Annotated in this window: 11 protein-coding genes and 1 pseudogene; 8 read left to right on the plus strand and 4 right to left on the minus strand. The window is 68.1% G+C overall.

All coding sequences use genetic code 11. The features are described 5' to 3' along the window. The first annotated feature begins 71 nt into the window (after positions 1–71). From OIE74_RS06810 to OIE74_RS06840, 7 genes are read left to right on the plus strand one after another with little or no spacing between them, the layout of a single operon-like run. Positions 72–1,424, plus strand: a complete 1,353-nt coding sequence (locus tag OIE74_RS06810) for a diaminopimelate decarboxylase family protein (protein WP_329379440.1) — start codon at positions 72–74, stop codon at positions 1,422–1,424. Beyond that, entirely contained in the window at positions 1,421–2,878 is a 1,458-nt protein-coding gene (locus tag OIE74_RS06815; RefSeq protein ID WP_329379441.1) for an aldehyde dehydrogenase family protein, read from the plus strand. The genes OIE74_RS06810 and OIE74_RS06815 overlap by 4 nt, the downstream gene beginning before the upstream one ends. Then, positions 2,875–3,915 carry an ABC transporter ATP-binding protein gene (locus OIE74_RS06820; RefSeq protein WP_329379443.1) on the plus strand — a complete coding sequence of 347 codons (1,041 nt, stop codon included), beginning with the start codon at positions 2,875–2,877 and terminating at the stop codon, positions 3,913–3,915. The genes OIE74_RS06815 and OIE74_RS06820 overlap by 4 nt, the downstream gene beginning before the upstream one ends. Beyond that, positions 3,912–4,691, plus strand: coding sequence for an ABC transporter permease (locus tag OIE74_RS06825; protein ID WP_329379445.1), 780 nt, complete (start codon positions 3,912–3,914; stop codon positions 4,689–4,691). Before OIE74_RS06820 ends, OIE74_RS06825 begins: the two co-directional genes overlap by 4 nt. A 13-nt stretch (positions 4,692–4,704) precedes the next feature. Then, a complete protein-coding gene (locus OIE74_RS06830) occupies positions 4,705–5,493 on the plus strand; it encodes an ABC transporter permease (RefSeq protein WP_329379447.1) in 789 nt (262 codons plus the stop codon). A gap of 53 nt (positions 5,494–5,546) precedes the next feature. Further along, positions 5,547–6,449, plus strand: a complete 903-nt coding sequence (locus OIE74_RS06835; protein WP_329379449.1) for a hypothetical protein — start codon at positions 5,547–5,549, stop codon at positions 6,447–6,449. Continuing rightward, a complete protein-coding gene (locus tag OIE74_RS06840) occupies positions 6,446–6,781 on the plus strand; it encodes a PqqD family protein (RefSeq protein WP_329379451.1) in 336 nt (111 codons plus the stop codon). The genes OIE74_RS06835 and OIE74_RS06840 overlap by 4 nt, the downstream gene beginning before the upstream one ends. 149 nt (positions 6,782–6,930) lie before the next feature. Here the strand turns inward: OIE74_RS06840 and OIE74_RS06845 are convergent, their stop codons facing one another. After that, on the minus strand, positions 6,931–7,086 hold the full coding sequence (locus OIE74_RS06845; protein WP_329379453.1) for a hypothetical protein: 156 nt from the start codon (positions 7,084–7,086) through the stop codon (positions 6,931–6,933). Positions 7,087–9,105: 2,019 nt separating this feature from the next. On the opposite strand from OIE74_RS06845, the gene OIE74_RS06850 reads away from it, so the two are divergent. After that, entirely contained in the window at positions 9,106–9,273 is a 168-nt protein-coding gene (locus tag OIE74_RS06850; protein ID WP_329379455.1) for a UDP binding domain-containing protein, read from the plus strand. A gap of 236 nt (positions 9,274–9,509) precedes the next feature. Here OIE74_RS06850 and OIE74_RS06855 read toward each other — a convergent pair whose 3' ends face one another. The 3 genes and pseudogenes from OIE74_RS06855 to OIE74_RS38600 all read right to left on the minus strand — a co-directional run. Further along, a complete protein-coding gene (locus OIE74_RS06855) occupies positions 9,510–10,232 on the minus strand; it encodes a response regulator transcription factor (RefSeq protein WP_329379458.1) in 723 nt (240 codons plus the stop codon). After that, positions 10,225–12,570, minus strand: a complete 2,346-nt coding sequence (locus OIE74_RS06860) for a sensor histidine kinase (RefSeq protein WP_329379460.1) — start codon at positions 12,568–12,570, stop codon at positions 10,225–10,227. Before OIE74_RS06860 ends, OIE74_RS06855 begins: the two co-directional genes overlap by 8 nt. 175 nt (positions 12,571–12,745) lie before the next feature. Then, a pseudogene (locus OIE74_RS38600) lies at positions 12,746–12,821 on the minus strand (DUF5655 domain-containing protein); the annotation flags it as partial. Positions 12,822–13,234 lie beyond the last annotated feature (413 nt).

Raw genomic sequence — 13,234 nt, forward strand, 5'->3', positions numbered from 1 at the left:
AACGGCATTGACTTACGGGCTGGACGCCGACAATTCTGTGCCCCAGACAGAAGGCCCAGGGAGGAACACGGATGCGGGAAGACGCGGACACACCGCTGCGCGGATTGTCCCGCGAACAACTGAGGCGCATCGACGAGGTCGTCCCCTATCTCAGCTACGCTGACGGACTGCTGCACGCATTCGGAGCGCCGGCAACGGAACTGTGGCCGGGAGATCACCCTCGGATCGTCTTCTTTCCGGAGCGGGCGGTCAGCAACTACCGCAACCTTCAAGGCGCATTCTCACGGCATTTCGGTTCGGACGCCTTGGTTTATTTCGCTCTGAAAAGCTGTTACGTACCGGCAATCGCGCAGGCGTTGCACGCCGCCGGTGCCGGGGCCGAGATCATGAGCGCTTTCGAGTGGCGACTCGCCCTTCGGTACGGCTTCGCCCCGGACACCGTGGTGGCCAACGCCGTTCGCCGGAACGAGGAGTTCCGCGAGACTGTGCTCAGCGCCGGAGCACGGGTGATCGGCGTCGACGGCCTGGAGGAACTGGAGGCGGTGTGCGCCACGGCCCGGCGGCTCGGCGTACGCCCTGACGTCACCGTGCGTGTGAGCCCGTTCGAGACGGACACGTTCTTCGGCGGCAGTTCCAAACTGGGCACACCGGCCAAGGAGGCGGGCGCGCTCCTCGAAGCGGCCCTGCGGTCACCGGATCTAGGCACTGTCGGAGTGCACAGCCATCAGCTGCGCAAATGTGTGGACCCACAGCGGTTCGGCACTCTGGTCCGCGCGCTGGGCGATCTCGCCGCCGACGCCTCCACCGACCGGCGCCGTGTCGCCATCGTCAACCTCGGCGGCGGTTTGGAGTCACGCCATGTGATGGAGCAGCAGGGAGTTGACTGTGACGACTTCGCCGGCGTCGCCAGGGACGCGCTCTCCGGCATGAGGCCCGGTTTCCGCCTGATACTGGAACCTGGCCGACACCTGGTGTCCGACGCGGCTGTGGCCTTCACCCGGGTCCTCGGAACAAAGCAAACGGCGGACGCGCACTGGGCAATCACAGAGATCGGGACGAACGTCCTGGTGCCCTTTCCGGACCGCGCCTACCGTCCTGTTCCCCTGACGTGGAACGCCGGGGACACCTGGCAGACGTATCACCTCTCCGACGCCATCGCCGCGCCTAATCTGATCTGCGGCAACGCCCCGCTTCCTGAGTCGGTCGACCGGTCCGGTCTCGCCATGCTGGACTGCGGGGCCTACACCACGGTCTACAGCGAGCTGTGGGGCTGTGACCTGCCTGACGTGGCTGTCTTCGACGGTGGACGGACCCGTAGGGTCTTCGGCCCGGCTGAGCGCGAAGGCATGTTCATGAACCTGTACGGCGGTGACACCGAAGCTGCAACAAGTCTGTCGGCGGACGAGGCGGAGGTGGTGAAATGACAGCGACAGCCGAGCTGACAGGTGGGAGGCTGGCCACCCTGTTCCACGCGGGTGGCCGTTGGGTGCAGGCACACGGTGAAGCGCTGGACGTCATGAACCCAGCGACGGGCCGCCTTCTGGGCCGGGTGGTGGCCGCCACCGTCCAGGACGTCGGTCAAGCGGTCGAACAGGCCAGGGCAGCTGCGCCGGTGTGTGCCGCTCTTCCGCTCGCCGAGCGCCAGAGGTTGCTGCTCCGGCTGCGTGACCTGCTGGCCAGGGACACCCAACAACTCGCGCGGTTGATCACCGCCGAGATGGGAATGCCTCTGCGACAGTCCGTCGAAGCACAGGTCGGATGGTGTGCCGAGGTGATCGAGGACGCCGTGGCCATGGCCCCGGACGCTCTCGCGGACGACAGCACCCAGCAGTCGGTGGTCCGCCACCCACCGGTCGGGGTCGTTGCGTGCATCACCCCCTGGAACTTCCCCCTGCACCAGATCCTCGGCCGGGTGGCCGAAGCCTTCGCGGCCGGATGCCCCAGTGTGGTCAAGGCCAGCGAACTCGCGCCCTTCTCCCCGTTGGCCCTCGCCGACCTCGTGGCCGAGGCCGGCTGGCCGCCTGGGGCCTTCAACCTGGTCAGCGGCGGGCCGGATACGGGCGCCGCTCTGGTTGCCCACCCGGCGGTGGACCTGATCGCCTTCACGGGCTCCACACGACGCGGCCGGACGGTTGCCCGTGAGGCGGGCGGGTCGCTGAAACGGGTCCTCCTCGAACTCGGCGGCAAGTCCCCGTCAGTGGTCCTCGACGAGACCCACCTGGAACAGGCGGTCAGGGCGACACTGGAGAGCTGCTTCTTCAACTCCGGCCAGATCTGCTCCGCGCTCACCAGACTCCTGGTGCCACGTCGTCTCATGGACGATGTCGCCCAGATCGCCGAGGACGTGCTCCGAGGCGAGCGAACCGGCGATCCACTGGACCCTGAAACCGTGCGTGGGCCCTTGGTCTCGGCCGCCCAACTGGACCGCGTACGGGGCTATCTCGGCCTGGCACGCGCGGCCGGCACACGGATGCTCGGCGCGCCGCCCCCCGCCGCCGGGGGCGGCTACTACGTTCGGCCGACCGTCTGTCTGGGCACGGACCCCTCGTCCCGGCTCGCCACGGAGGAAATCTTCGGCCCGGTCCTGTCCGTCGTGCCCTACGAGACCACCGAACAGGCCGTCACCTTCGCCAACGCCGGACACTACGGCCTGAGTGCCAGGGTGTGGAGCGCCGACCGGGACAGGGCCCTGGCCGTCGCCACCGGAATCCGCGCCGGCCAGGTCGGGATCAACGACTCGCCCTTCGACGGCCGCGCGCCGTTCGGCGGGTTCAAGCACTCCGGAACCGGACGCGCCCACGGAGTGGCGGGGATCCGGACATTCACCGAGGACCAGGTGCTTCCGCTGGCACCGGGGGGCGGGAAAGGAACCCCGTGACTGATCAGTTCCGTGACCGACCGGCCATCCAGGCCGTCGACCTGACGCGTACGTACAACGTGCGCAAAGGATGGCTCAGGCCCACCTTCGAGACCGTGGAAGCCGTGCGAACGGTGAGCTTCTCGGTGTACCCGGGTGAGACCTTCGGGCTCCTGGGGCCGAACGGCGCCGGCAAGACAACGACGATCAAGATGCTGAACACTCTGCTGTTGCCGACCAGTGGCACAGCACGGGTCCTGGGATTCGACGTGGCCAAGGACCCTGTGGAGGTCCGTCGCCGTATCGGTTATGTCTTCGGCGGCGACAAGGGCCTGTACGACCGGCTGTCCGCCAACGACAACCTGCGGTACTTCGCGGAACTCTACGGCGTCCCCCCGAGGGAGCAGCGCAGCCGCGTCCACGAACTCCTGGACAAGGTCGGGCTGTCAGGGCGGGCACACGAGCGGGTGGAGGGCTACTCCCGCGGCATGCGCCAACGACTGCACATCGCCAGAGGTCTTCTGCACCGTCCTCAGGTCCTCTTCCTGGACGAACCTTCACTCGGTCTCGACCCGGTGGCCGCACGCGAACTGCGCCGCACCGTGGCCGAACTGTCCGGTGAGGGTGTCACCACGGTGCTCACCACCCACTACATGGCCGAAGCCGACGAATTGTGCGACCGCATAGCCATCGTGGACTCCGGTGTGATTCGGGTGCTGGGCACGCCGGACGAACTCAAGGGCTCCGTCGCACGGGGAACCGTGGTGGAGGCGACGGTGCGCGGAGCCGACGAGACACACCTGTCGAGGCTGCGAGACCTGCCGTCCGTACAGGGTGTCGCGGTAACGCGGACCGACGGTTCGGAGACGGTGCTCACCGTACGAGGGGAGAACGGCACAGAGATCCACACCCAAGTCGTGAGTGCGCTGCGAGGTCTGCGTATCACCAGGCTGACCAGCAGAGAGCCCACCCTTGAGGACGCCTACGTGGCCATCGTCGGCTCGGGTGCCGAGCCCGGTGCCACGGACCGGAAGACATCGCCGGAGGCGGCAGTATGACCGCTGCCCACGTATGCCGTGTGGTGACGGCCGGCATCCGGGTGCATTTCGTCGGCGCCTCCCGCTCCCGGATCTGGCTTCTGTTCACCATGATCACTCCGGTGGTCTACGCCCTGGTGGCTCTCTATCTGCTCAACGCGGCTCGCCGTCCGGACACACTCCCGGAGGCTGCCGTCAGCGCCGGCCTCATGGGCGTGTGGTCATCGGTCCTCTTCGGTTCGGGTACGGCCATTCAGGACATGCGTTTCCGGGGAACGCTCGAACCGGTCATGGTGGCGCCCACCCCCTTCAGCTTCGCGCTCATTCCCGTGGCGGTGTCCTCGTCGGCCATCGGCCTCTACTCCATGGTCGCCACGGTCCTCTGCGGCGCCGCCTTCTTCGGCACGCCCCTTGACTATCCGGCACCTGCGGCACTTCTGTTCGCCCTGATGGTCTGCCTGTTCGCGACCGGGATGATGGGCATGCTGCTCGCCACCACATTCGTGCTCATGCGCAACGCCAACGCGGTCGTCAACACCCTCGACCACCCGGTGTGGATGCTCTCCGGGACCATCATGCCCCTGGCGCTGCTCCCCGGCTGGCTGCACCCGCTCTCCTGGATCCTGCCCAGCACGTGGGGCGCGGAGGCTGTGCACCGCGCGCTCGCCGCCGAACCCGTGGCCTGGCCGGCCACCCTCGCGGTACTGACCGGCCTCGTATACCTGGGCCTGTCCCTTCTGGCCCTCAGACATGTCGAGCATCGGGCAAGAGTGACCGCCTCACTGGCTCTGGCATGAAAGGACGCTCCTGATGCGTACCCTGCGGCTGATCGGGACGGGGGGCCTGATCTCCTACCGTGCTCTCTTCAACTGGACCACTCCCTCACTCTTCATCGGCTCCCTCCTCGCCGCCCCGGTGTTCCAGTTGCTCTTCTTCGTTCTGCTGGGGCGGCACACGGGGACCGCGAACGACGACTTCTACATCCTCGGCAACGTCGTCCTCTCGGCAACCGGCCCGTGCGTGACCGGGGGCACCATGGCCATCGCCAACGAGCGGAGGTTCGGCACCCTTGGCCCGGTGCTGCTCAGTCCACGCAGCAGGCTCGCGCTCTGGGGTGGCAGGGCCTTTCCGTACATTGGAAACGCGTTGCTGGTGATGGTCTTCACCCTGGCCTGCGCCACGGTCCTGCTCGGCGCCGCCGTACCCGCGAGCGCCCTCGGTCCACTGTCCGTCGCGCTGCTGTCGGCCGCGCTGTCCGGCACCGCGTTCGGCATGGTCATCGGCTCGATCGGGCTGCGTGTGCGCAACACACTGATCACGGCGAACGTGACCAACACGCTGCTGATCCTTCTGACCGGTGGCGTGGTGCCCAGAGAACACCTCCCGACATGGATGGACAGCCTCGGAGAGGTACTGCCACTCACCCACGCGATCGAGGCCGCGCGTGCCTGTGCGAGCGGCTCTTCGGCCTTCTCCGTGGTGCGGGGCCCGGTGCTGACGGAGTTGGCGCTCTGCCTCGCCTACGCGTTGCTCGCCGCGCTGCTGCTCCGCTTCTTCGAACGCTCCAGCGTCCGCGGCGGGACTCTCGACACCGTATGACAAGCCACAGCACAAGCAGGATGGCCGGGACGGCCACAGGAACGGAGAGATCGATGACGTTTGAAAGCCCGGTACTGGAACTGAGGAAAGGCAGCGGAGAGGAGGCAAGTGCGGAACAGAGTGCGGTTCTCCGTGAGGCCGTACGCAGCGGAACGTTGCCCACCCGTGAGGAGTTCCTCGACGCCTACCCCCAGTTCTCCACGGCGGCGTGCACGTTCCTCAGCGGCTCCCTCGTGGAGGGCTGGGGCAATGTGAAGAGCGACATCGACGCCTTCGTCGTCACCGAGCAGGCCGAGCCCCCGCAGTCACCGTCGCTCCTTCTCATGGAGGAGTCGGTGTCCACCCAGGATCCGACGGTGTGGATAGCGCTGGGTCAGCTCGGCCCGTTCCGCGTCGACATCGAAGTATGGCATGTCGCGCAAATCGATGAACTGGTCAGCCGTTTCGTCAGGCCGACCGAGGACGGCCGGAACCACTATCAGGGCTACACCGGAAGCATGTCGCTGCACGAGCGAGACCTGTTCTACCGCCTGTGTGTGGGCAGGCCGCTCACCGGTTCGGACTGGTGGGAGCGGCAACGCCAGGCGATAGTCGAATCCGACTATGCGCTGTGGCTCGCCGAGGACCACAAGGTGGGCGGGGAGAACCGCCTTGAGGACGTGCTCGGCATGCTCTCGAACGGAGACGCCAGATCGGCGGCTCTGGCTGCCCGTGAAGCCTTCATCATTGCGCTGTCCGCGGTCCTCGCCGCCCACGGAGACATCTGCCCCAGCCGGAAGTGGCTTCCGCAGCGCCTGGAACGCCACCAGCCGCCGGAGATTTCCTCCGAGGAGGCATGGCGAGTACTTTCCATGGCCGGCTGCGTCGACTCTCCGGGCGAATGGGCGTCCGAGACCGCGCGTTTGTGCCACCGGCTGTTCCTGGCCGTTGAGCGTGCCCTCACGGATCAACGATGAGTGCCGGGACGAAACGAGCGGTGGCTCCCGGCGAGGCCGCCCCGCCCTGCCCGCGGCGCGAGATCGACGTACGCACCTACCGCGGCGGCGGTGCCACCTTCCTGGTGCAGCGCATCGACCGCTACCGGACCAACGAAGTCGGCGGCTACATCTGGTCCTTGTGCGATGGGGAGACCCCGGTGGACGACATCGAAAACGCAGTTGCCCTCCGGTACGGGATAGATCCAGGTCTGGCCCGGAGCGGGGTCCGGGATTTCCTCTCGGACCTCGGAAGATGCGGATTCCTCTCATCCAGCCTGACTGAGCAGGGTATCTCGCGCTGGTCGAGGTAGTTCTGGAAGGCGGTCGGCTGGCGGGGTGTGAGTATTTCCTCGGTCGGCGGCAGTCCGCTGAGGCGCTTGATGTTGACGGCGATGGCGGTCAGAACGTGTTGGATGTGGGCCTTTCCCCGTCCTCGGTAGCGGCAGCGACGCATGCCGTGTCAGTGGGCGAACTCGTTCACTGCGCCCTCCACTCCGGAGCGGACCGCGTAACGGGTCTTCCACTCGGGCGTCTGCTGCTCGGTGCGGACGCGGAGTTGCAGGTCGCGGAGTTCTCGCAGGGGAAAGCGGAAAGCCCACGGTGCGGGTTCTTTCACGGGAGGTGGTGCACTGAGCGCGGGCCGGGCGGGGCTGTCACTGACTCTTGGTGAACCTGGCCACGATGAACTGGGCCGCGGTGGGTGAGGAGGTCGGGTATAGCCCGTGCCGACCCTGGCTGACCTGGTCCTGGGGGCAGGTGACCTGTTGGCGGTCGTAGTCGATGTTGAAGTCGTCCCGGGCGAAGCCTTCGCCTCGGCGGTGTTGGCGGGTGGGGTTGCTCCGGAGTGGCCGGAGACGGTGACCTGGTGTTCACGTGCGGCTTGTTCCAAGTGGGACAGGGAGGTGTAGCGACGTCGACCAGGTGCTCGGTGGCAGGGTGCCCGTTGTCGCTCCACGCCCGATACCGTGCACGCTCCGAGGGCGGCTTTCAGCTCCGCCATCCCCTGATCGACATCCACCAGATCGGCGTGCGCCGGCCGCAGCACGACGGACAGCAGTGCGCAAGGTACCTGAGCGGTCCCGGTCCCCAGGTCCAGCAGCACCGGGGCCGACACGCCGTGCGGGGTTGCGGCAAGCAGGCGAACGGCAGCGTAGTCAGTGCTGCCGCACTGACCAGATCTCCGGTGATCATCTGGTGTTGCTTGGTGTGGCGGTCGGTGAGCGCCCCGGCATGCAGGGCGCGTCACGGAGCACCTCCTCCGCCTCGTCCAGGCGAGGACACAGCGCACCCAGCGCCTCGTGGCGGGCGCGCCCGTACGCCTCCAACTGAAGGGTGACCGCAGGCGGGTCGTCAAGGGGTCCCGAGAAGGGGGTACACCGAGCAGGCCAGATAGTCGGCCGGCACCCGCAGCAGCGTCAGGATGTCATTGGCGGGCATGACCGGGTTGGCCGCCCGGTAGGCGGCGACGGCCGTGGCCAGGCCCGTGGGCCAGACTGGGGGCGTTCAGGACCGTGCGCGGATCGAGCACGATGCGCCCCAGCTCCCACATCGGGCTGCGGTGAGCCGACGGCCGGACGTCGATGACCGCGGCGCTCCGAATGGGGAGCTCGCGGGGCTGCTTCGCATAGCGGGCGGGAAACCGTTCCAGGCGTTGTTGGCCTCGTTCGACGTCGCAGATCTCTTGGGACGGGGCGCGGCGCCCGTCCGGATGCCGCGCGAGCGTGCGGTGCATTCGGCCCACGGTCGCGCCGACGGCGGCCCACCTCTCGCCGTACAGACCACCTTCCGCTGTCTCGGTGTCTTTGGAACACGACGACGGACACCGCCAACTCGCCGTCCGTGGCGATGAGGTCGCCGTCCATGGTGCGGCGCATCGCCGGCACCGGGATCCCGCCGAGCGCGGCGAATTCGGCCAGCTCGAGGGCGCGCCGTTCGGCGCTCAGATCTGCGCTCCGTGGATAGGACTTCACGAACCACCGATCGCCGTCGCCGACCCTGGCCACGTAGCTACACGTGGCGGTCGCTGACGGCCCTTCGCAGACGTCTGTCGGGACGATACGGTGGTGCAGCGCCAGGACTCCTGCCGCGACCATGACGTCGGACCGGGCGCTCATCGCCCCACTTCCGGCCTGCCGGGGCCGTTCAGCAGCCGGCGCGGCGCTCAGGCATCCGCCTGTAGTTGGTCCTCGTCCTGCCGGCCGGAGTCGAGCACGTCGAAGCGCAAAAGGCCGCCCGGCGCCGGGTCCGCACCCGCCTCGCGTCGCGTCGCCGAACGACATGCTGGTGTGCATGAGGAATGGCATTGGCGACCCCAGTCCTACCCCCGGCGTTCCGGCCAAGTCCGGGGTTGCTCCATCACCATCGTGACCGCGCACCACAGGCAAAGACATTCACCTGGCTCTCTCACCTGAGCGCGTCAATCCCAGCAAAGAGGTCTACGTAATCCGCGATACCCCCCAAGGTAGTGGGCAGGCCCACCCCCAGCTGCACCACCGCAGCCGCAGCCTTCTACGGAAAGCTTATTGACACCGTGGTATCCGCCGCCAGCAATCGCGAGGCTGAGCCGTTCGGTTACCATGCGTTCTGGCCCCGCCTGGCGTAGGAGGCCATTGAATTCCGGTTGATCCCAATTACCTTGCTCGGCGTCACATACAAGGCGGATATCGCTGACCAGCGGGAACCCTCGGACCGCGACCTCGTCAAGCACCTATGCAGCTTGGGCGTCGAGATCTCCGACCACGACCCGTACATGACCGACTGGTGGCGGCCAAACTGCCAGAAGCCCTTTCCGGGGCCGATCTGACCATCCCTCTGCAGAGACACAAGGCATACGACATCGCGCTTATCCAACGGCACGCCCGGCTGCTCCTCGACACGCGAGGCTTCGCGCGCCCACAGACGCACGCCGAACGCCTGTGAGTGAACCCTTCTCATCCTGCGAGGGGAGGGTGATGACCGGCGGTGGATGGGGTGGCGTGACTGAACCGGGGCATACCACCTCCACCGATCCCAGAGCGCTTCGCGCCCGCCCCCCAGCCGTCAGCGGACGATCAGAACGCCTCCCACTGAGGATCGCGCTTCTCGGCAAAGGCGAGCGGGCCCTCGATCGCATCTCTGCTGTGCATCCGTCGCTCCTCCCACGGATAGCGCGTCACGAACGCCGCCGCCAGTGGCATGGCGGCCGACGTTCGCGTACTTGATACGCACCCGGTCCAGGTACGAGTTGACCGTCCCCGTGGAGATGCCGAGGCGCTGCGCGACGAGTTCCTTCGACTCCGACTGGAACCACTCGATGAGTACGTTCTCCTCGCGTACGGAGAGCTGGGGGCGGTCGGCGCGGGCGTTCGTTCCCAGTGCGCCGGCCAGCGCGGGCGGCATGTAGGGCCGTTCGTCGGCCGCCGCCAAAGTCGCCTCGACCAGGTGCTGTTGGCCCTCACTCTTGGTCAGAAAGGTCGCGGCCCCCAGGTCCAGGCAGTTGAGCGCGGTCTTCTCGTCGTCGCGCATCGAGTAGACGACCACCTGCCGCCCGGCGTCGACGAGCCGTCGCAGGCTGCCGAACGCGGGTCCGCCCTGGCCCAGTTGCAGATCCAGGACGACGACATCGGCCGTACTGCCCGGCGCGGTCCAGGCTTCCTGTACGGAGGCACCGGCCGCGACCACGGTGATGGGCCGCCGGGACGCGGCGTACCACACCTCGATGCCGGAGAGGATGGCGGGATGGTCGTCCACGACGACCACGCTGACCGGTCCGTTGTCACTCATGTCGGGTCAACTCCTGGAGTTCTGTGGGTCGTCGCCAGACAGCCTCCACCCACAGGCTTCCGTCCCGCGTCGTTCTGGCCACGGTCACGCCGGCGTCCGCGGCATGCCCGTGGGCCCGAGGTGGCTCTTCCGTGTGACGGCCGTCGGCGCGGTCCTCGCTGATCACGCTCACCCGTACCGAGGAGGGTGTCGACACGACGGTCACCCGCGCGATCGAGCGTGTACGGCTGAGAGTCACCGCCACCGGGTCGATCAACTCCCTGCGTATCCGCACGGGCACCTCGCCCTGCCGGCCCCGTACGGCAAGACTTATCGTCGCGCCCCGGTGCTCGGCCACCTCGACGCACGCCCGCAACTCGTTGAGCAGCGGGTCGGAGACGGCGTCGCTCTCCGCGAACAGGCGGCGCATACGGGCGGCTTCGACACCGCATCGCAGCCTGACCTCCTCGTCGTGCGGGCTCAGCGTACCGTGACCGAGGCCCACGAGCAGCGGCACCGTCGTCGCCGTCAGCGCCCGGTAGCGCTCCTTGTGATCACGCTGCATGTCCTCATGGATACGTTCCCGGGTGCGCAGTTCCTCCTCACGCGCCGCCGCGGTCCCCGCGGCCGGCGCCGTACCGTGAAGCAGGTGCGTCATTAGTACACCGACGGAGAGCTGAAAGCCGCAGGCGGATATCGTGGAGATCCCCATGACGGCCGACTCGGCAGCGGTCGGCGCCCCCGACAGGAATACAGCGGTCGCGTTGAGCCCCATATGCGCCCCGAGGAACGCCGCGAACACCCTGACCCGCAGGTCCGCCAGCAGGAACAGCGCATGCCAGCCGACCACTCCGAACGCCCAGTCCGCCGGACCTGTCGACTGCTCCGGCGGGAGCGTGAACGCGCATACCGCCGAAACAGCCAGCACCGATCCCAGGCTCCACCAGCGCACCCTCGGCGGGATCTGTCTGCCACGCAGCAGATAGGTGGCCCCGACGACCGCGACGACGGCGAGGCAGACGAAAGCGGCTGTCTGTGCCCACGCGGGGCGGTACACGTCCTGGTAGGCCGCGAGCCGACGCAGCGAGATGGTGAACTGCCACACCAGGCTGATCAGCAGCGCGGCCAGTTGGGCCCCGTGCAACAACTGCCCACGGATGAGGCGGACGACGGCCGCGTGTTGTACCTGGGCGCGGGGCGGGCGCGGAGCGGGCGTCACGTGCGCTCCGTCCCCTGCCTGTGACACCCGGCCCCGGGGGTGCCAGTGCCACCGCACGAGGGTCCCGCTGCCCGGTTCTGAGGTGATCGTGGCGGAGCCGCCGACCGCGTGCATCCTGCCGACGATGGAGTTGGAGATGCCCCGGCGCCGCGCGGGGACGGACCCCGGGTCGAAGCCCCGCCCCGCGTCGGACAGTTCAACGACGACGTCACCACCCTCCTCCACCCGTGCCCTGAGCTCCGCCTCCCTCACCCCAGCATGGCGTCCCACGTTGGTGACGGCCTCCCGCACCCCGTTGAATATCGCGAGTCCGGGGCCGGACGGAACCGCGAGCGGACCCTCGATGCGCGTCTTGAGCCGCACCCTGTCCTCTCCCTCACCCTCGGGCACGCAGCCGAGAAGCTCCGCGAGGTCGACGCTCCCCGTCTCGAATCCGGGCACGGCGGACAGTGCCCCCAGGTCCTGTCTCGCACGCGGAGGCAGCCACGACCAGTCCCGGCCGTCGCCCTGGGAGACCATCAGCAGCGTCGCGCTCGCCGTGTCGTGCAGAGTCGCCAGGTACTCCCGCTCGGTCGCCCTCCGGGCGGCGGCGACATCGACCTCCCGGCGCGCCGCCGCCCTGGCCGCGGCCGACCGGTCGGCCGCCCTCGCGCGGGTCCGGACGATGAGGTACGCGGCCCTCGACAGGCCCACCTGGATCAGCATGCGCACCAGGGGTATCAAGTCGGGGCTGTGCCCAGGCGAGGCGAGGACGTCGCCCAGCGCGCAGACGACGACTCCCAACGCGGCCAGGGCAGCCCCGAACACTGGGCGCGTCGCCCACTCGTACTGGAAAGCGACGACGCTGATGCCGACAATCGCCTCCACCATCACATCCGCGCCGTTGCCGCCGATCACCGGCTGAGACAGCCCCGTCAGCACCACCACACCCGCGTCCAACGTCCACAGCAGGGCGAGCGGGAGCAGGTGCGGACGGCGCAGCGCGTAAAGGCGCACACCGCAGGCGAGGAGAGCGGGCACCAGCAGAGACAGCGCCAGGGGAATGTCCGCCGCGTCCGCCGAGACGACGCCCAGCGCACTGCACAGGCAGACCACGATGGACCGGAACCACACCCCGTACCGCTCGAGGGTCAAGATCAACAGGCGCTCGCTGGACCTGGGGCCCGGGCCCTCCAACGGCTCTGCGGCCCAATCCTTGTTCCCCCCGCGTCCCCCGTGCCCCATGGCGGCAAGGATAGTTGGCCGATGAACTAGGCAAAGCACCTGGCGGGGTGGTGAGGGTCCTGGACGTCCTTCACCAGATCCTCAGCCATATTGACCTCCTTCGGGTCGGCCTTCAGGTAGACGAGGAGCTTGCTCCGCTGAGGCGGGCAGGCGCACGCGAAGTTCCGCCTCGGTCCGCTCCAGAGCACCTGGTCCGCTGCCGTCACCCCCCAACTGTGTTCCATCGCGAAGGCGTGTTCGCCTGGCGTCGGCCTTGGGTGCCGGAAGGGCGGCACTTCCCCGGACTTCAAATGCCGTCTGGTGACGGCGCGCTTCAACGTTGCGCCACGCGGCTTCGGGGATGAGCGGGCTGCCCTGCGGGAGCTGGATGAGTCGTTCTTTGACGTCGGCCCAGGTTTCCCAGGGGGCGGAGAGCATGTCGAACTCTTTCGGGCGCTGCCGGATCTCAGCGCGAGGAAACGTCTGCTCCCGTAGCAGGACGTCGCTGCGGACCTTCCGGTCTGCGCTCGCGCGCTCTGCTGTCGCGCGGTGGCCGCCTTCCTCCGCCGCCCGGACAGCCCGTTCCTCGTAAGACCTTGCG

Source organism: Streptomyces sp. NBC_01716 (genome assembly GCF_036248275.1).
Taxonomy (GTDB): domain Bacteria; phylum Actinomycetota; class Actinomycetes; order Streptomycetales; family Streptomycetaceae; genus Streptomyces.

Coding starts and splice junctions, on each gene's coding strand:
- OIE74_RS06810 (WP_329379440.1), top strand. CDS start 72: ATGCGGGAAGACGCGGACACACCGCTGCGCGGATTGTCCCGCGAACAA.
- OIE74_RS06815 (WP_329379441.1), top strand. CDS start 1,421: ATGACAGCGACAGCCGAGCTGACAGGTGGGAGGCTGGCCACCCTGTTC.
- OIE74_RS06825 (WP_329379445.1), top strand. CDS start 3,912: ATGACCGCTGCCCACGTATGCCGTGTGGTGACGGCCGGCATCCGGGTG.
- OIE74_RS06830 (WP_329379447.1), top strand. CDS start 4,705: ATGCGTACCCTGCGGCTGATCGGGACGGGGGGCCTGATCTCCTACCGT.
- OIE74_RS06835 (WP_329379449.1), top strand. CDS start 5,547: ATGACGTTTGAAAGCCCGGTACTGGAACTGAGGAAAGGCAGCGGAGAG.
- OIE74_RS06840 (WP_329379451.1), top strand. CDS start 6,446: ATGAGTGCCGGGACGAAACGAGCGGTGGCTCCCGGCGAGGCCGCCCCG.
- OIE74_RS06855 (WP_329379458.1), bottom strand. CDS start 10,232: ATGAGTGACAACGGACCGGTCAGCGTGGTCGTCGTGGACGACCATCCC.